General features: G+C 63.1%; 21 protein-coding genes. 11 read left to right on the top strand and 10 right to left on the bottom strand.

Features of this window, described 5'->3' with window-relative positions; genetic code table 11:
* Nucleotides 1–244 precede the first annotated feature (244 nt).
* Complete coding sequence (locus tag NIM87_RS07255) at nt 245–670, top strand: OsmC family peroxiredoxin (protein WP_254673961.1); 426 nt, start codon at nt 245–247, stop codon at nt 668–670.
* 80 nt (nt 671–750) lie between these two features.
* On the opposite strand, the gene lepA is transcribed toward NIM87_RS07255, so the two are convergent.
* Nucleotides 751–2,556, bottom strand: coding sequence for a translation elongation factor 4 (lepA, locus tag NIM87_RS07250; protein ID WP_254673960.1), 1,806 nt, complete (start codon nt 2,554–2,556; stop codon nt 751–753).
* 103 nt (nt 2,557–2,659) lie between these two features.
* Between lepA and NIM87_RS07245 the strand changes: the two genes are divergently transcribed.
* Complete coding sequence (locus NIM87_RS07245; RefSeq protein WP_254673959.1) at nt 2,660–3,535, top strand: extensin-like domain-containing protein; 876 nt, start codon at nt 2,660–2,662, stop codon at nt 3,533–3,535.
* On the opposite strand, the gene NIM87_RS07240 is transcribed toward NIM87_RS07245, so the two are convergent.
* Nucleotides 3,536–3,673, bottom strand: a complete 138-nt coding sequence (locus NIM87_RS07240) for a hypothetical protein (protein WP_254673958.1) — start codon at nt 3,671–3,673, stop codon at nt 3,536–3,538.
* Nucleotides 3,674–3,778: 105 nt separating this feature from the next.
* Here NIM87_RS07240 and NIM87_RS07235 point away from each other — a divergent pair, with 105 nt between their 5' ends.
* From NIM87_RS07235 to NIM87_RS07220, 4 genes are all read left to right on the top strand, one after another.
* Nucleotides 3,779–4,708 (top strand): LysR substrate-binding domain-containing protein, encoded by a 930-nt coding sequence (locus NIM87_RS07235; protein WP_254673957.1) that lies wholly within the window; start codon nt 3,779–3,781, stop codon nt 4,706–4,708.
* Between the two features lie 158 nt (nt 4,709–4,866).
* Nucleotides 4,867–6,120, top strand: a complete 1,254-nt coding sequence (locus NIM87_RS07230) for an NAD(P)/FAD-dependent oxidoreductase (RefSeq protein ID WP_254673956.1) — start codon at nt 4,867–4,869, stop codon at nt 6,118–6,120.
* A gap of 106 nt (nt 6,121–6,226) precedes the next feature.
* Nucleotides 6,227–6,604, top strand: coding sequence for an MbcA/ParS/Xre antitoxin family protein (locus tag NIM87_RS07225; RefSeq protein WP_254673955.1), 378 nt, complete (start codon nt 6,227–6,229; stop codon nt 6,602–6,604).
* Nucleotides 6,564–7,319 (top strand): RES family NAD+ phosphorylase, encoded by a 756-nt coding sequence (locus tag NIM87_RS07220; RefSeq protein WP_254673954.1) that lies wholly within the window; start codon nt 6,564–6,566, stop codon nt 7,317–7,319. The genes NIM87_RS07225 and NIM87_RS07220 overlap by 41 nt, the downstream gene beginning before the upstream one ends.
* Here the strand turns inward: NIM87_RS07220 and NIM87_RS07215 are convergent.
* The 3 genes from NIM87_RS07215 to NIM87_RS07205 all read right to left on the bottom strand — a co-directional run bounded on the left by NIM87_RS07215 (nt 7,309) and on the right by NIM87_RS07205 (nt 8,831).
* Complete coding sequence (locus NIM87_RS07215) at nt 7,309–7,899, bottom strand: SCO family protein (RefSeq protein ID WP_254673953.1); 591 nt, start codon at nt 7,897–7,899, stop codon at nt 7,309–7,311. The genes NIM87_RS07220 and NIM87_RS07215 overlap by 11 nt on opposite strands.
* A gap of 4 nt (nt 7,900–7,903) precedes the next feature.
* A complete protein-coding gene (locus NIM87_RS07210) occupies nt 7,904–8,377 on the bottom strand; it encodes a copper chaperone PCu(A)C (protein WP_254673952.1) in 474 nt (157 codons plus the stop codon).
* 64 nt (nt 8,378–8,441) lie between these two features.
* Complete coding sequence (locus tag NIM87_RS07205) at nt 8,442–8,831, bottom strand: hypothetical protein (protein WP_254673951.1); 390 nt, start codon at nt 8,829–8,831, stop codon at nt 8,442–8,444.
* A 162-nt stretch (nt 8,832–8,993) separates the two neighbouring features.
* Between NIM87_RS07205 and mbfA the strand changes: the two genes are divergently transcribed.
* On the top strand, nt 8,994–9,974 hold the full coding sequence (gene mbfA / locus NIM87_RS07200) for an iron exporter MbfA (protein WP_254673950.1): 981 nt from the start codon (nt 8,994–8,996) through the stop codon (nt 9,972–9,974).
* On the opposite strand, the gene NIM87_RS07195 is transcribed toward mbfA, so the two are convergent.
* A complete protein-coding gene (locus tag NIM87_RS07195) occupies nt 9,971–10,912 on the bottom strand; it encodes a LysR family transcriptional regulator (protein ID WP_254673949.1) in 942 nt (313 codons plus the stop codon). The genes mbfA and NIM87_RS07195 overlap by 4 nt on opposite strands.
* A 121-nt stretch (nt 10,913–11,033) precedes the next feature.
* Between NIM87_RS07195 and NIM87_RS07190 the strand changes: the two genes are divergently transcribed.
* Complete coding sequence (locus NIM87_RS07190) at nt 11,034–11,315, top strand: type II toxin-antitoxin system RelE/ParE family toxin (protein WP_254673948.1); 282 nt, start codon at nt 11,034–11,036, stop codon at nt 11,313–11,315.
* Entirely contained in the window at nt 11,290–11,604 is a 315-nt protein-coding gene (locus NIM87_RS07185) for a HigA family addiction module antitoxin (RefSeq protein ID WP_254673947.1), read from the top strand. Before NIM87_RS07190 ends, NIM87_RS07185 begins: the two co-directional genes overlap by 26 nt.
* Here the strand turns inward: NIM87_RS07185 and trhO are convergent.
* Nucleotides 11,601–12,638, bottom strand: coding sequence for an oxygen-dependent tRNA uridine(34) hydroxylase TrhO (gene trhO, locus NIM87_RS07180; RefSeq protein ID WP_254673946.1), 1,038 nt, complete (start codon nt 12,636–12,638; stop codon nt 11,601–11,603). The two genes, NIM87_RS07185 and trhO, sit on opposite strands and share 4 nt — an antisense overlap.
* Before the next feature lie 71 nt (nt 12,639–12,709).
* Between trhO and NIM87_RS07175 the strand changes: the two genes are divergently transcribed.
* Nucleotides 12,710–13,747, top strand: a complete 1,038-nt coding sequence (locus tag NIM87_RS07175) for an aldo/keto reductase (protein WP_254673945.1) — start codon at nt 12,710–12,712, stop codon at nt 13,745–13,747.
* A 135-nt stretch (nt 13,748–13,882) separates the two neighbouring features.
* Here NIM87_RS07175 and NIM87_RS07170 read toward each other — a convergent pair whose 3' ends face one another.
* Together NIM87_RS07170 and NIM87_RS07165 are read right to left on the bottom strand one after the other, a co-directional pair.
* The gene (locus NIM87_RS07170; protein ID WP_254673944.1) at nt 13,883–14,773 is read right to left on the bottom strand and encodes an NAD(P)/FAD-dependent oxidoreductase; all 891 of its coding nucleotides are present in this window, start codon (nt 14,771–14,773) and stop codon (nt 13,883–13,885) included.
* 77 nt (nt 14,774–14,850) lie between these two features.
* Entirely contained in the window at nt 14,851–15,285 is a 435-nt protein-coding gene (locus NIM87_RS07165; RefSeq protein WP_254673943.1) for an RrF2 family transcriptional regulator, read from the bottom strand.
* 203 nt (nt 15,286–15,488) lie between these two features.
* On the opposite strand from NIM87_RS07165, the gene NIM87_RS07160 reads away from it, so the two are divergent.
* On the top strand, nt 15,489–16,094 hold the full coding sequence (locus NIM87_RS07160) for a hypothetical protein (protein WP_254673942.1): 606 nt from the start codon (nt 15,489–15,491) through the stop codon (nt 16,092–16,094).
* 171 nt (nt 16,095–16,265) lie between these two features.
* On the opposite strand, the gene NIM87_RS07155 is transcribed toward NIM87_RS07160, so the two are convergent.
* Complete coding sequence (locus tag NIM87_RS07155; protein ID WP_254673941.1) at nt 16,266–17,393, bottom strand: Gfo/Idh/MocA family protein; 1,128 nt, start codon at nt 17,391–17,393, stop codon at nt 16,266–16,268.
* Nucleotides 17,394–17,431: the final 38 nt, after the last annotated feature.

Genomic DNA, 17,431 nt, shown 5'->3' with positions numbered 1-17,431 from the left:
TTCACCATGAGGCTTGCAGGAGAAATGCGTCAGCGGATGACTGGAGGCTTGGGGAGACCTCACTCTCAGGTGCCGCGCGGCGACATTGAAGGGCGGGTGGGCGGCGCTGTCTTGCACCCCGCCGGAAAGTGATTTCGGGTTCGGCTGCATTGGCGGGAGGGTGTGTTAGGCTGGGCGTGGCGCGCCGGGCCTGCCTGGCGACATTGCGCCTTCTTATCTTTGAGCCAAACCAAGGAATTGCACGATGAAGCGGACAGCGACGGCGAATTGGCAGGGGTCTTTGACCGAGGGCACGGGGACATTGGATAGCCAGAGTGGGGCGCTGGCGAAATTACCCTATACGTACAAGGGGCGGTTCGTGGATGAAACCGGCCAATCGGGCACCAATCCCGAGGAGCTGATCGCGGCGGCGCATGCGGGGTGCTTTGCCATGCAGCTGGCGCATTTCCTTTGGGAAAACGGCACGCCGGCGGACAATCTCAAGGTGACAGCGGCGGTCGAGTTGATCCCGGGGACCGGCATAACCGGCAGCGCACTGACGCTGGAGGGCAAGGTGCCCGGCATCGATGCGGCCAAGTTTGCCGAAATCGCCGAAAAGGCCAAGACCGCCTGCCCAGTTTCCAATGCGCTGGGCGCGATTGCCATTTCGCTGGACGCTACCCTGGCGTAACCGCACGCAAGGCCACAGCACTCTCGGTGTCATCCCGGCCTGCGCCGGGGTGACATCGCGTATCCTACACAGTCGGCGGCCTATTCGTCGCCCATCTTGAGGGCCTTGATGAAGGCCTCCTGGGGGATTTCGACGTTGCCGTATTGGCGCATGCGGGCCTTACCCTTTTTCTGCTTTTCGAGCAGCTTGCGCTTACGCGTGGCGTCGCCGCCGTAGCACTTGGCAGTCACGTCCTTGCGCATGGCGCGGACGGTTTCGCGGGCGATGATCTTGCCGCCGATGGCCGCCTGGATGGGGATGACGAAGAGGTGCGGGGGGATCAGCTCCTTGAGCTTTTCGCACATGAGGCGCCCGCGCGTTTCGGCCACCGAACGGTGGACCAGCATGGAGAGCGCATCGACCGGCTCGGCATTCACAAGGATCGAGAGCTTGACCAGGTCGCCCAGGCGATGGTCGGCCAGCTGGTAGTCAAAGCTGGCATAGCCCTTGGAAATCGACTTCAGCCGATCATAGAAATCGAACACCACTTCGTTGAGTGGCAGATCGTATTCGACCATGGCGCGGCTGCCGACATAACTCAGATTGCGCTGGATGCCGCGGCGATCCTGGCAGAGTTTCAGGATCGAGCCGAGATATTCGTCGGGCGTCAGGATGGTGGCCTTGATCCAGGGCTCGCGGATTTCATCGATCTTCATCACATCGGGCAGGTCGGCCGGATTGTGCAGATGGATGGTGGTGCCATCGGTGAGCAGGATTTCATAGACCACCGAGGGGGCGGTGGCGATCAGATCGAGATCGAACTCGCGGGAGAGGCGCTCCTGAATGATTTCGAGGTGCAGGAGCCCCAGGAAACCGCAGCGGAAGCCGAAGCCGAGAGCCGCGCTGGTTTCCATTTCATAGGAGAAGCTGGCGTCGTTGAGGCGAAGCTTGCCCATGGCGGCGCGCAGCTCGTCAAAATCCGAGGCATCGACCGGGAAGAGGCCGCAGAACACCACCGGCTGGGCCGGACGGAAATCGGGAAGCGCCTGGGCGGTGGGCTTTTTATCGTCGGTGATGGTATCGCCGACATTGGTATCGGCCACTTCCTTGATCGAGGCGGTGAAGACACCCAATTCGCCGGGGGTCAGCTCCTTGACCTCGACCAGTTTCGGCGTCGAGACGGCGACCCGATCCAGCTCATAGACGGCGCCCGAGGCCATCATGCGGATGCGCTGGCCCTTTTTCATCACGCCATCGATGATGCGGACCAGAACGACCACGCCGAGATAGGTGTCGTACCAGCTATCGACCAGCAGCGCCTTGAGCGGCGCGTTGATATCGCCCTTTGGGGCGGGCAGGCGGGTGACGATGGCTTCGAGCACGGTGTCGATGCCGAGGCCGGTTTTCGCCGAGATTTCGAGCGCCTCGCTGGCGTCGATGCCGATGACATCCTCGATCTGGGTTTTCACCCGCGCAACGTCGGCGGCGGGCAGATCGACCTTGTTGAGGACCGGCACGATCTCGTGATTGGCGTCGAGCGCGTGATAGACATTGGCCAGGGTCTGCGCCTCGACGCCCTGGGAGGCGTCAACGACCAGAAGCGAGCCTTCGACCGCAGACATGGAGCGGCTGACTTCATAGGCGAAGTCGACATGGCCGGGGGTGTCGATGAGGTTGAGGATATAATCCTCGCCATCCTTGGCGGTGTATTTGAGGCGCACGGTCTGCGCCTTGATGGTGATGCCGCGCTCACGCTCGATATCCATCGAGTCGAGCACCTGTTCCTTCATCTCGCGCAGGTCCAACCCGCCCGTCATCTGGATCAGGCGATCAGCCAGGGTGGATTTGCCATGGTCGATATGGGCGACGATGGAAAAATTGCGAATGTTCTTGAGCGGCGTGGTCATAGGCGCGCTGATAGCAGAAGCGGCGGGGCCGAGAAAGATGGTTTAGCGCAGGTTAACCGGGTGTTTTGGGCAACGCCGACGGCATTTGGCGCGTTGGGGGAGCATGCGTATCCTCCCCGCCGCCGTTTTCGCCCTGCTTCTTGCCACCGGACCGGTGGTGGCGCAGGATTTTTTGCAGTCTTTCGAGGACTTCGTCGAAGAGATGCTGCCCGAGCGGCAAGCGCCGCGCGCGGCGCCACGAGCGGCACCGGACCAGCCGACGCCGGTGGAGCAGCGGCCGGTGGTGGGGACGGACGAGGCCGAAGCGGAACCGCCCTTGCCACGACCGCGGCCGGCGCCCGTGGTGCGCGAACCGGAGCCGGACGTCTTGCCCGAGCCTGAGAAGACGCCGTCCGCGCCGGAAGAGCGCGAGCCGGAACGGGTCTATCAGACGGCGTGTCCGGCGCTGCTGGGTGGACGCGTTGCGGGGGAGATGCTGGAGCCGATTGCCCAGAGCGTGTGCGCAGAGCGTTCGCCGCTCTCGGTCACGGGCCTATGGGTCAATGGCAGCGAGATTGCGCTGACCAGCCCGGTGATCACCAATTGTCAAATGGCGGGGGCCCTGGCCGATTGGGTGGGCGCGGTGGATCTTTATGCGCGGGCGGCGATGAACAGCGCGGTGGTGTCGGTCACGACCGGCACCTCGTTCATGTGCCGCAATCGCCTTAGCGCCGCCGATGGATTTGTGTCCGAACACGGCTTTGCCAATGCGCTCGATATTGTCGGGTTCACATTGGCGAACGGCAGGGTGATCAATGTCGAGAGCGACTGGTTGCCGATGAGTGCGCCCGAGGGGCGGCTGTTGCGGCAGGCGCATGGGGCGGCGTGCGGGCGGTTTACCACCGTACTGGGGCCGGAGGCCGATGCCGATCACCAGGATCATTTTCATCTGGACCTCGGCTGCCACGGCCAAACCTGCACGGCGCAGATCTGCGAGTGATCAGCCCTGGTTGCAGCGCGGGTGATGGGCGGGCAGATCGGCCCAGTCGTTCAGGGTCATGCAATCGGGATTGATGGGACGGCGAGCGGACGGCAGAGCGCGCCCGAGCCGCGCCAAGAGGCGGGCCAGGATGGACATTTCTTGTCTCCATTTGGATGGTTTGAATTGATATGCCCCCATAATGGGCCCGACGAGCGGGGCCGCGCAATGGACAAGGCCTCGCGTCCGCTATAGAAAATCTATATGAGTAATGCCTTCCCCATTCCCCTCAATGCGCTGCGCGCCATTGAAATCGTGGCCCGACGCGGCGCCCTGGCCCCGGCGGCTGAAGAGCTGGGCGTGACGGTGGGCGCGGTCAGCCAGCATTTGCGGCGGGCCGAGGACCGGCTGGGCATGGAGCTTTTTGCGCGCACGCCCCAGGGGCTGAAACCACTGCCGGCATTGGCGCAAATCCTGCCGCAGCTCTCGGCCGGATTCACCCAATTGCAAGACGGGCTGGCGAGCCTGACCGGCGCGCATGAAGGCGTGCTCAATGTGACTGTGGGGAGCGTTTTTGCGTCGCGCTGGCTGATCTGGCGGGTGCATAAGTTCTCGGCCCTCCATCCTGGGCTGGAGGTGCGGCTGACGGTGACCGGCGCCATGCTCGACCTGGCCCGCCCCGATATCGACTGCGGCATTCGCTATGGCAATGGGACCTGGCCGGGCGTCGAGACCAGCCTGATCGGCGGACAGGACTTCCAGCCGGTGTGCTCGCCGCAATTGCGGGACCGCGTGCGGCAGGCAACAGACCTGACACAGGTGCCGGTGATTGCCGACGAGACCAGCATGCTCGACTGGCCGGCATGGCTGACAAGAGCGGGGCTCGACCCGGCCCTGAAATTGAGCGGACCGGTCTATTCGGACGCATCGCTGGCCTTTGATGCCGCCATTTCAGGACAGGGCGTGCTGCTGGCGGCGGACATGATGACCGCAGACGCGGTGAGCGACGGCCGGCTGATCCGCCCCTTCGCGCTGCCGATTACCGGCAAGCGGGGCTATTTCCTGGCCACAGCCAAGGGAAGGCGGGAACCCAAGAAACTAAGACTGTTTCGGGACTGGCTGGCCGAGGAGGTGCCGGCCAGCGTGCAGGGCTATGTGCACCAGAACATGGGCAATGCCGCAGGTGTCCGGTGATTTTGCCGATATTCGCAATAATATTGTGATTCTTAGTCATTTAATCGAACAAATGTCGCAAACCGATCCTGCACAAGCCCGAGATGGACGCTTTCTTGCATCGATGATTTGATAGTGTGGAAGGCCAGATAGACCGGAATATTCACGCAGGGGCCGACATGGACGACGTCATCATTCTTGGGGCCGGCATCGTCGGCATTGCCACAGGCATCCACCTGCTCCGCCGGGGCCGCAGCGTGACGCTGGTGGACAAGAGCGAGCCCGGCCATGAAACCAGCTTCGGCAATGCCGGGATCATCCAGCGCGAAGGGGTGCGGCCGCATCCGTTTCCGCGCGACCTGCAAACGCTGCTGCAGGTGGGCCTGCACCTGAGCACTGCGGCCCGCTACGAACCCCTGGCCCTGCCCAAACTGGCGCCGCCACTGCTGCGCTATTGGTGGGAGAGCTCGCCCGAGCATTACCGCAAGGTGGTGGAGAGCTATGCGCCGCTGATCGGCCGCTCGATCATCACCCATTCAGACTTTATCGAGGCGGCCGGGCCAGCAGCGGAAAAGCTGATATCGCGCTATGGCTGGCACCTGGCGTTCCGCAGCCCGGAAAAGCTGGAAAAGGAAGCCGGCAAGGCACAGGGCGACCATGACCAGTTCGGCATTGGCTATGAGGTGCTGGACTGGGCAGCGCTGAAGGCGGTGGAGCCGGCCCTGCTCGGCGGGCTGACCGGCGCCATTCACTGGACCGACCCATGGACGGTGAAGGACCCCGGAGCGCTGGTGGAAGCCTATTTCAGGCTGTTCGAGACACTGGGCGGCAGCTTCATTCGCGGCGCGGCGACCGGGCTTACCCAGACCGCCAACGGCTGGAGCGCAGAAATCGGCGGCAAGTCAATTGCGGCGCGGCAGGCGGTGATTGCCCTGGGGCCCTGGGCACCGGATGTGCTGGAAAAGCTGGGCTATCGGCTGCCGCTATTCGTCAAGCGCGGCTATCACATGCATTATGATACAGAGGGCGGCGCGCCTCTCAACCACCTGCTGCTCGACCCCGAGGTGGGCTATGCCATGGCGCCAATGGCGCGGGGCATTCGCATCACCACCGGCGCCGAATTTGCCGCGCGCGACGCAGCCCCGACGCCAATTCAACTGGGCAAGGCCGAGCAGGCGGCGCGGGAACTGTTCCCGCTGGGGCGCCGGCTCGACCCCCAACCCTGGAAGGGCGCCCGACCCTGCACCCCGGACATGATGCCGATCATTTCCAAGGCGCCCAGACATGAGGGGCTTTTTGTGGGGATCGGTCATGCCCATCACGGCTTTACCCTGGGGCCGGCAACCGGCGAACTTTTGGCGCAGGCCATGACCGGCGAACCCACGGCCATCGACATCAAGCCGTTCCGCATGGAGCGGTTCATGGGTGGCTAGGGCCTTTGCGGCCGGGGCTGGGCCCGGGCCCGGGACTTGCGATTTCACGCACCCGGCCCTATATTTCTCCTGAAATATTTTCACGATATATTTCAGGAGAAATCACATGTCTGTGCTGGCACCTGCTGACGATGCGGATCGTGCTGCGGTCATGACCAAGGCGGTGGTGCGCGCGGCGGACGCCCTGGGGCTGACTGCCCGGCGGCTGGCGCAGGTGATCGGGGCGAGCGAACCCACAGTGTCCCGGATGAAGGCGGGCGGCTATCGGCTCGATCCCGAGAGCAAGGCCTATGAATTATCGGTCTTGCTGATCCGGGTGTTTCGCGCGCTCGATGCCATAGCGGGCGGCGATGCCGAGGTGGTGCGGCAATGGATGGGGAACGAGAACAGCGCGCTGGGCGGCAAGCCCATGGACAGGCTGGCCAGTATTGCAGGGCTGGTGGATGTTCTGGCCTATCTCGACGCACGCCGTGCCCTTGTCTGACCGGGACTATCGCGGCCGCGCCTGGCGCGTGGTCGAGGCCCAGCACAAGGTCTCGACGCTCAAGCTTGTCGACAACGGCCGCGAACAGGCGCTGCTTGAAGACATTCTGGAAGACAGCAAGCCCCCGCTGCCACAAGATTGCGCGGGGCTGCATTATCTGCTCGCCACGCCATTTCGCTACCGGCCCTATCCGCATGGGTCGCGGTTTCGCCGTGCAGGCCTGACCGAGGGCGTGTTCTATGCCGCCGAGGGGATCGAGACGGCACTGTCGGAGATCGCCTTTTACCGGCTGCTGTTTTTCGCCGAATCTCCAGCGACACCCCTGCCCGCCAATGCCGCAGACCTGACCGGATTTGGGGTGATGGTGGCGACCAGGCACCTGGTTGACCTGACCTCGGCGCCGCTGTCGAAGGATGTCGCGTTATGGACCGATCCTGTGGACTATGCCGCCTGCCAGGCATTGGCCGACAGGGCACGAGCGGAGGGTGCCGGGATCATCCGCTATCGCTCGGTGCGCGACCCGGATGGCAAGGCCAATCTGGCGGTGTTGACCTGCGCAAGCTTTGCCGAGAGCAAGCCGTCACGCTTTGAAAGCTGGAAGCTCTATATCGGCCGCGACAGTGTCACGGCGCTGCGCGATTTTCCGGCCCGGCGGCTGGAATTTTCGCGGGTCGGATTTGCGGCCGACCCGCGCTTGGCTGGCGTTATCCGTTGATCAGCCGACGAAGCTTGGCGAGCGCCGTATCGCTATTTTCGCGGTAGGCGATGGTGCCCTCGAACTCACCCTGGGCATTGACCAGAAACACGGAGGCGGTGTGGTCCATGGTGTAGTCGCCGTCCTCGAGCGGCACCTTCTCATAGAAAACGCCCCACGAGCGGGCCGCCTTGGCGACCTCGTCCAGAGTGCCGGTAACGCCGGTGACGTGACCGGTCCAGCTCACATAGTCTTCGATGACGGCCGCGGTATCACGCTCGGGATCAACGGTGACGAAAAAGGCTTTCAGGTCCCCCGCTTCATCGCCCAGCGCCTCATACCAGCTGGCCATTTCGGCCAGCGAGGTGGGGCAAACTTCCGGGCAATGGGTGAAGCCGAAGAACAGCATGGCGGGGCTGCCCTTGAGGCTGTCGCGGGTGAAGGCGTCGCCCTGGGCGGTGACCAATTGGTAGTCGCCCTGCCCCAGCGCCACCGCCTGGGCGGGGCGGGTCATGGTGGTATAGACATAAAGCCCGGTGGCGGCGATGGCGGCACAGGCCACCAGCACCCAAAGGACCAGCCGCAAGCGCGCGAGCGTCATGGCCTCAATGCTCCGAGCAAGGCGCCGGCGCATCGGCGGCGGTGGCGCCGATGTCGAGGTCGATTGTGACCGTGCCGGCTTTTTCAAAGGTCAGCGTGACCGGGACCTTCTCGCCTTCCACCAGGGCCTGGGTGAGACCCATGAACATGATGTGATAGCCGCCGGGCGCCAGCGCCACGGTCTCGCCAGCCGGGATGACAACGCCATCGGCGAGCTGGCGCATCTTCATGACCTCACCCTCCATGGCCATTTCATGGATCTGGGTTTCGCGGGCAATATCGGCGGTGACGGAAACCAGCCGGTCATCTTCGGTGCCGGTATTGACGATGGTCACAAAACCACCGGCCACAGGGGCATTGGGCAGGGTGGCGCGCGCGAAGGGGCCCTTGAGCTCAAGCGTACCAAGGGTGATGTCATGGGCAAGGGTGGGGACGGCCAGGGCGAGAAGCGTCAAGGCGGCAATAAGGGTGCGGATCATTTGTGATCTCCAGTCGAAAATATTGGTCTGATGCCGGCAGCACTGCCGGGACGTCGTGATGAAGTCAGACCGTGACCGGAGGGGCGCGCGACTGGCCGACATGATCGGGCAGAATGGGTTGGACGCCGAGCGAAACGGACGCATAGCCAATGGCATCGGCGGCTGTCGGAACAGGAATGGTGAGGACCGGGGGCAGGACCCCGGCCAGCTGATGCTTGGCAATGCCGGTGGCCGGGCAACTGAGCGCCGCCGCTTCGCGCGGCTCGCCATTCTCATCCTGGGCCAGGGACTGACAGACCGACCAGCTGTCCAGGGTTGAAAAACCAAGGGCATTGAAATCGCGCTGCAGGCCGGCCGCCTGATGCAGGGGCAGCAGCAGGGTGAGCACATAGACGGCCAGCAGCGCCAGGGCGATGCCGGTTTCGCGGGCCATGATCGGCCAATATCTGCGCATGGATGTGCTCACGAGGTTCTCGATAACCCGGGGTGATGCGGGCCTCAAGGAATTTGGCACGCCGGGGGCCACTGCACTTTGTCGCAGATCAAGAATCCATTGCACAAAGATTAGAACGGTTCTAAAAAATAATCGGGACAATTCCAAACCGAGTGCTCTTCAATGCTTCGTCTCTGGCCTGACAATCGTCGCGATTTTTCCTCCCTGTCCGAGCGCGAAATCCTGTCGCTGGCGGTGGCCGCAGAGGAGGAGGACGGACGCATCTATTCCGAATATGCGACGCGGCTGGGCGAGACCTATCCCGGCAGCGCGGCGCTGTTCGAGGGCATGGCCGCCGAAGAGGACGAGCACCGCCAGCGGTTGCTCGACCTTTATATTTCCAGGTTCGGCAAAAGGCTGGTGCCGATCCGGCGCGAGCATGTGCGCGGCTTTCTCACCCGCAAGCCGGTGTGGCTGCAAAAGACGCTGACACTGGATCAGGCGCGCCAGCAGGTGTGGGAAATGGAGGAAGGCGCCTATCGGTTTTACCTCGAAGCGGCCAAGCAGGTGACCGACGCCAGCATCCGCAAGCTCCTGGGTGATCTCGCCGCAGCCGAAAAGGGTCATGCCAAGCGCGCCGACCAGATCGACGAGGATGTGCTGGGCGAGGCGGGGCGCGAAGCCGAGGGCCAGGAGGCCCATCGGCAGTTCCTGCTGACCTATGTGCAGCCGGGACTGGCCGGACTGATGGATGGATCGGTGTCGACGCTGGCGCCGGTGTTTGCCGCCGCCTTTGCTACGGGCGACACGCACCAGACCTTTCTCGTTGGCCTCGCCGCCGCTGTGGGCGCCGGCATTTCCATGGGCTTTACCGAGGCCGCATCGGACGATGGCAAGCTGACCGGGCGCGGATCACCCATCAAGCGCGGCTTTGCAGCCGGGATCATGACCGCCGTGGGCGGACTGGGGCATGCCCTGCCCTATCTGATCGCCGATTTCTTCACCGCCACTGCGGTTGCCGTGGCCGTGGTGCTGATCGAGCTGTGGGCGATTGCCTTCATCCAGCAGCGCTATATGCAAACCCCGTTCTGGCGGGCGGTAATGCAGGTGGTGCTGGGCGGCTCGCTGGTGTTTGCGGCGGGCATTCTGATCGGCAACGCCTAGCGGGGTTTTTGCCCACTCAGTGGATAGAGATGCAACCGGTTGTCGATGATCTCGCCGACGCGGGCGCATTCCTGGGCGATCTCGTGCAGGAAATCGGCCAGCATCGGGCGATCCAGCACGGCCGGATTGCGCACGACGATGGCAGTATCCCGATACAGTGGCTCGAACTCGGCCGGTGAGATTTCGACCAGCCGGCCGGCCTTGACGTCTTCCTCGACCGCCGAATTGACGAAAAAGCCCAGGCCCTCACCCTTCATGGCCAGCCGCCGGGCGGGACCGGTGGGCAATTCAACGCTGGTCTGGGCCAGACGCACCAGCGCCGCCGCGCGCTCGGGATCGACCTGCCACCACCTGAGGGCAATGACGCGAGGCACCAGCGCCAGGACCTCGTCAATGGTTGGCTGGCCTGAAAGCTTGGCCGCCACTTCGGGGGACACCACCAGCGGCACCCGCTCGCGCATGATGACGAGGGGTTCGAGATCGACCACTAGCGGATCGATATTGGGCCAGCACAGAATGCCCATTTCCACCTCGCGCTCATGCAGCATGGCGGCGATTTGGGCTTGCCGCCCTTCGCGCACCACCACGTCGACGGCGGGATATTTTTCCTGAAAGCGCAGAAGGCTTTCGGTGATCAGCGGCGAGACCAGCGTGCGCAGCGAGCCGATGGACACCCGGCCACGTTCGACCCGGCGCAGCGCCTCGCGTCCTTCCTGGGCCGTGCCGATGATGCGGCGGGCAAAGGGCAGGAAGGTCATGCCCTGATCGGTGAGGGTCACCGTGCGCCCGCGCAGGAACAGCTGCACGCCCAGAAGATTTTCCAGCGCCCGAATGCGCATGGAAGCGGTCGCCTGGGTGATATTGAGATGGGCCGCGGCCCGCGTGAAGGACTGCTCACGAACAATACGGTCAAACGTGCGAAGCTGGTCGAGGTCCATTGGTTTGGCTTATGCGATCACATGGGTCTGACCGACATATCGCCCGCAGCATTGGCAAAGTCTATACGTCGAGTGACGCATAACGAATTGCGTTATGTAACGCAGCGCGTTATGATTATACATGTTACAAGGCTTTGCCGACGACGAAACAAAGCTGATCTGGCAAGGCCGACGCAGCCGCAAGCTGCCGGTTGACATCCAGTCGATCGCGTTGCGCAAGCTCCGTCTGCTGCATGCGGCACGCGTATTGTCCGATATGCGGGTGCCCCCTGGCAATCGACTGGAAAGTCTAAAAGGCGACCGCGCCGGCCAATGGAGCATCCGGATCAACGACCAGTGGAGGATTTGCTTTGTCTGGGAAGAAGGAGGACCGCGCAATGTCGAAATTGTCGACTACCACTGACGCGCTGCTGCCCAACCCACATCCGGGTGAAATCCTGCTTGAGGATTTTCTCAAGCCCATGGGCCTGAGCCAGAATGCGCTGGCGCGCGGCGTTCACGTGCCCCCGCGCCGGATCAATGAAATAGTCCTGGGGCTGCGGGGGGTGACGGCGGACACCGACTTGCGCCTGGCCCGCTATTTCGGGCTTTCGGAGGGCTTCTTTCTGTCCCTTCAGGCCGAGTATGACCTGATGGAGAAGCGTCGCCAGATTGGCGAGGAGCTGGCGCGGATCGAGCCGCGCGCAGCCTAGTCTTTGTTCGCCTGCCGGGACTGATCGGCGAGTTGTTTCTTGCGCTGGCGGCGCTGTTGGGCGTCGGTGGCGGCAGCGTCGCCCATGTGGGCGAGGCCGCGCTGTCTGGCCAGATCCATCTGACGCTGGCGCTCGGCGGCAGCTTCATGCTTGGCCGCATCGTCCCTGCAATGGGGACAGGAAATGCCCTCGTGATAGTCGGCGTGCCGGCGGTCGGCTTCGGTGAGGGGATGGCGGCAGGCACGGCATAGCGTGGCGCTGCCCAGCTCCAGCCCATGGCCGACCGAGACGCGCTCATCGAACACGAAGCATTCGCCCTTGAAGCGGCTCTCTTCGGGCGGCGTGACCTCGAGATATTTTAGAATGCCGCCCTTGAGATGAAACACCTCCTCAAAGCCCTGGCTCAGGAGATAGCTGGAGGCCTTCTCGCAGCGAATGCCGCCGGTACAGAACATGGCGACCTTCTTGTCGCGCGCCGGGTCGAGGTTTTTTTCGACATAGTCCTTGAACTCGACAAAGCTCGAGGTGTGCGGATCGAGCGCCCGCTGAAAGGTGCCCAGGCCCACTTCGTAGTCGTTGCGGGTATCGACCAGCACCACATCATTGCGCTCGATCAGGCCATTCCAGTCCTCTGGCTCGACATAGGTGCCGACCTGGCGATTGGGATCGACCTGGGGGGCGCGCAGGGTGACGATTTCGGGCTTAAGGCGCACCTTCATGCGCAGGAATGGCGCGGTATCGGCAAAGGAATATTTCACCTCGGCCCCAGCCAGCCGGTTGCCGAAGGGGCCGCTGGTGAACAGGAATTCCGCAAGAGCGTCGATGGCCTCGGGCGCACCAGCCACAGTGCCATTGATCCCCTCGGGGGCCAGGATCAGGGTGCCTTTGACGCCGCGCGCGCAGCAGAATTCAGCCAGCGGGCTTTTCAGCGCTTCGACGTCCGGCAGAGACGCGAATTTATAGAGCGCCATCACCTTGTATGGATGATGAGGCTGGGGCAAAGTGGGCGTGGATTTGCTTGTCGGCGCGTTCATGGCGCCGCTCATATCAAAGGTCGGGCCCGGCGTCACGGGTTGACCGCAGCCAGGACATTGGGAGAGACAACATGACCTATCGGGCCGATCCGGCACGCTATGACAGCATGCAATACCGCCGCTCGGGCAATTCGGGCCTGAAATTGCCGGTGGTGAGCCTGGGACTGTGGCAGAATTTCGGGGGCACGCGCGACTATCCCAGTGCCATGGAAATCCTCGGTTATGCTTTCGATCAGGGGGTGACCCATTTCGACCTGGCGAACAATTACGGACCGCCGGCCGGCTCGTCGGAAGAGCTGTTCGGGCAAGTGATGGCCCGCGACTTCCGTCCCTATCGCGACGAGCTGATCATATCGACCAAGGCGGGCTACAATATGTGGCCAGGGCCCTATGGCGAATGGGGGAGCCGCAAATACCTGCTGGCGAGCCTTGACCAGAGCCTAAAGCGCATGGGGCTCGACTATGTCGACATTTTCTATTCGCACCGCTTCGACCCCGATACCCCGCTTGAGGAAACCATGGGCGCACTGGCCCATGCGGTGCGCTCGGGCAAGGCGCTTTATGTTGGCATTTCCTCCTATCCCGAAGCGCAGACGCGCGAGGCCTATCGGATACTCAAAGAGATGGGGGTGGCGACCACTATCCACCAGCCGAGCTATTCGATGATCAACCGCTGGATCGAGAACGACAAGACCATTGATGCCTGTGGCGAGCTGGGGATCGGCATGATTGCCTTTTCGCCGCTGGCGCAGGGCGTGCTGTCGGGCAAGTACAATTCTGGCGGCGTCGAGGGCACGAGGGGCGGCAATCCGCAGGGCACATTGCGCGCCAGCCATATCGAGCCGCGGGTGCTCGAAGCGGTCGACAAGGTGGGCGAGATTGCGCGGGCGCGCGGGCAGTCGATGGTGCAACTGGCATTGAGCTGGGTGCTGCGGCGCAAGGAAATGACCTCAGCGCTGATCGGCGTGCGGACGCTGGAGCAGCTTAAAGACAATCTGGGCGTGCTCAACAATCTCGACCTTTCGGACGAGGAGATTGCGGCGATCGAGGAGGCAACCAAGGGCGGCCAGATGGAACTGCACCCCCGCCCGCAGGGTTGGCTGCGATAATTTCTTCTTCCCATCGGGGAGAAGGTGGCGCGTAGCGCCGGATGAGGGGGAGGCCGAAGCGCACTCGGCGTCGCGGACAGATCCCCCTCACCGACTCGGCTTCGCCGAGCCACCTCTCCCCGAGGGGGAGAGGAACTAGCCCATCATCGATTGCAGCACGCCCATGGCGGCCATGGACCCGGAATTGCTGGCGAAGGTGACTGAATGCATGGCGGTTGTGAGATCGCCGGCGGCGTAGATGCCGGGGCGGGAGGTGGCCTGCATGTCGCCGACAGCGATCATGGTGCCGGTGGGCGTCTCGGTCATATCCAGACCGAGCTGGGCATGGAGATCGGCGGAGGGGTGATTGCGCGGGTGGGCGTAAAGGGCCTCAAGCTCGACCTGCTGCCCATCCTCGGTTGCGACGCTGTGCAGTTGGCCATTGTCGTGACGGATGGACTTGAGCTTTGCGTCGATGATCTTGACGCCGCGCTTGTCGAGCTTGCTGCGCTCCTGCTCGATGATCTCATGGCCGTCGAGGAAGAGGGTGATGTCGTCGGTCCAATTGGCGTAGAGCACCGGACCATGCAGCGACATGGGGGATGAATAGACCAGGCCCCAGCGCTGCCCCGCCACTTCATAGCCATGGCAGAAGGGGCAGTGGATGACGGTTTTGCCCCAGCACTCGGCAAAACCGGGAATGGCCGGGAAGTGATCGACAATGCCATAGGCGAGAATGACCCGCCGCCCTTCAAGGCTTGCGCCATCTTCGGTGGTGATAGCGAAATTGTCCGGTTCGCCGGCAATGGCGATAGCCTTGCCTTGGACCAGTTGGACAGTGGGATAATGCTCCACCTGGGCGCGGGCGCGGGCCAGCAGGTCGCCGGGCGGGGTACCATCATGGCCAAGGATATTATGAGCATGAGCGGCGTAGCGGTTGCGGTTGAGGCCGGTGTCGAGCACGCTGACCTTGCGCCGGGCGCGGCCCAGCTGCATGGCTGCGGTGAGGCCGGCAAAGCTGCCGCCGACGATGATGACGTCCTGCATATCTTGTCCTTTCAAAAGGCGAGCGGCATCGATCATTGCCCATCGGGCAATGTGGACGTCCGCTCAGGATTTAAGTTTCAGTCCAGCCGCGGGAACCCCGCGTGCATGGCGTTGGCAGCAATGTCGCTCAGGCGCACGCGGGCCAGTCGCGCCGCCAGCAGCGCCTCAGCGTCGTCGAGAAATTCGGTCATGACCCGATCGACCGAGCGCACGATGGCACAGGTGGCATCGCCAGGATCGCTTTCGGTGCGCAGAAGGCGTTCGCCCATGGCGACATAGACGTCGCGCAGGGTGATGTCGGTGGCCGGGCGCATGAGGCTCCAGCCGCCATTGGGGCCCTTGCTGGCCTCGACAATGCCAGCCTCGCGCAGCTCGCCCAGCACCCGGCGCACCACAACCGCATTGGTCATCAGGCACGTGGCCAGATTGGCCGAGGTGAGCGATTTGCCCGGTTGGGCATGCAGATGCACGAGCGCGTGCAGGGCGATGGAAAGTCGGCTTGAGCGTTTCATGTAACTTTTAATGTTACATATTGGGCGTGCCGTCAAGAGCCCGTTTCGTCCGCCCTGATCGTACGCAGGAGCATTTCACCGTTTTGTTGAAACGCTGAACTGCTCTAAGCCCTTGTTTTGTCCCGCTTCTGAACCGCAAAACCCGTTGGCACTCTTGCTGCAAGCGATCTAGATTGGCGACCAAGCTATCTCGGGAGGATCGCATGCGTCGTCTTGCTTTGTTACTCGTGTTGGTTATGGGCAGCGCCGTGCCCGGGCTGGGACAGGACGCCCAAAGCCAGGCGGTCATCGACAAGACCAAGGCCGGCAAGTTGATCCCGATCAGCGATGTGGCGGTGCTGATGATGGGGGCCGAACGCTGGTGCTATAACCAGCAGGAGAGCAATTGCGCCTGGTCGGACATTTACCTCGCGGTCGATGCCAATGGCGCCAGCTACGAGATTTCCAATCCCTGGAGCGAGGAGACCGACATTTCCTTTGTGGACGTGGCCGAATTCCGGGAGGATCGCTATATCTGCGAGACCGGATTTGACTGGGTGCCCTCGGTGCGGGCCTATGAACGCGACGATGGCAATGCCATCGAAGGGCGGGCGCTGGCGGCACTGAAGGCGGAGATCTATGGCCAGATCGCGCCTGCCGATAGCGACGACTGCTTCGACTATCAGTATCAGGGTCAGGACAAGGCCGCAGAGACCGTGACACTGTCGCAGCGCCATTATGTCGATGGGGCCACCGACCCCAGCAATAATTCCGTGGTGACGCTGCACTTCAACAAGGAAACGGCCGACGCCTTGGGGTGGTACTGGTAGGCCGGTTCAACCTACTCAAAGCCGCCCTCGGGCCTGACCCGAGGGCACTATCGGCATGCCGATGCCCCGGCCACTCGCACGCAGAGCAAACCTAACGACAGTATAGTGCTCGTTGGACAGGTCCTCGGGTCATGCCCGAGGACGGCCCTGCGTTTCTGGCAGGCGCGGGGACTAGCCCAGCACCCCGTCCTTGAGGCTTTCCGCCAGCGGGGCGGGGCGGGTGACCGGGGTCTTGATGTCCACGGTGCGGCCGTCGCGGGCAGCGATTTCAAAGGCCTCCATGACCTCGAGCACATGCAGGGCCAGGTCGCCATTGGCACGATGGGGGCGGTTTTCGAGAATGGCCGAGGCCATGTCAGCAACGCCGAGCGAGCGGTAATTGCCATCGGCATAGGGTGCGGTCACCGGCACCTCGGTCCATTGCTCCTCGCGACCGCGCTTGCGTATCTCAAGCGTGCCGCCGAAGAAATTGGGATCGGGGACAATCAGGCTCTGCTCGGTGCCATAGAGTTCGAGCGGCACGTGCTTGTGCGCGGCGACGTCAAAGCTCATGCCGATCTGGACGATGGCGCCATTGGCAAAGCCGAGAGCACCGGTGACATGGGTGTCGATACTGACCTTCATCGTCTGGCCCTTTTTGGGCTCGGAGGTGATGGTCCGCTCGGTGCGCAGGCGAGACGACATGGCCGACACCTGGGCCACCGGGCCCAGAAGATTGACCAGATCAGTGATGTAATAGGGGCCCATATCAAGCATGGGCCCGCCGCCCAGGTCGTAATAGAAGGCCGGGTCGGGGTGCCAGCTTTCGTGGCCCGGCGACAGCATGAAGGCGGTACCGCCCACCAACTGCCCCAGAACGCCGCTATCGACCACGGCGCGCGCCTGCTGGTGGGAGCCGCCGAGGAAGGTATCGGGCGCCGAACCGGTGCGCAGGCCGGCCGCCTTGGCGGCGTCGAGCAGTTTGCGGCCCTCGGCAAAGGTGATGCCGAGCGGCTTTTCGGAATAGACATGCTTGCCGGCAGCCAGGCACTGCAGGCCCACTTCAACATGGGCGCGTGGAATGGTGAGGTTGACCACCAGGTCAATCGCGGGATCGGCCAGCATGGCCTCGACGCTCATGGACTGAAGCCCGAATTCGGCAGCGCGGGCGCTGGCGGCGTCGGGACGCATATCGGCCAGCCCCTTGACGTCGAGCACGCCAAAGCCGGGCATGCCGTCCTTGCCCAGAATGGCCTTGAGATAAGCCGACGAAATATTGCCGGTACCGATAAAGCCGATACCAAGGCGCTTGGCGCTCATGTGCGCAATCCTCCCAGATGTACGTGCATCAGACTATC

The sequence above is a fragment of the Devosia ureilytica genome (assembly GCF_024273195.1).
Classification (GTDB): Bacteria; Pseudomonadota; Alphaproteobacteria; order Rhizobiales; family Devosiaceae; genus Devosia; species Devosia ureilytica.
The sequence above is the reverse complement of the archived record's forward strand: the minus strand, read 5'-3'. Positions and strand labels throughout refer to the sequence as shown.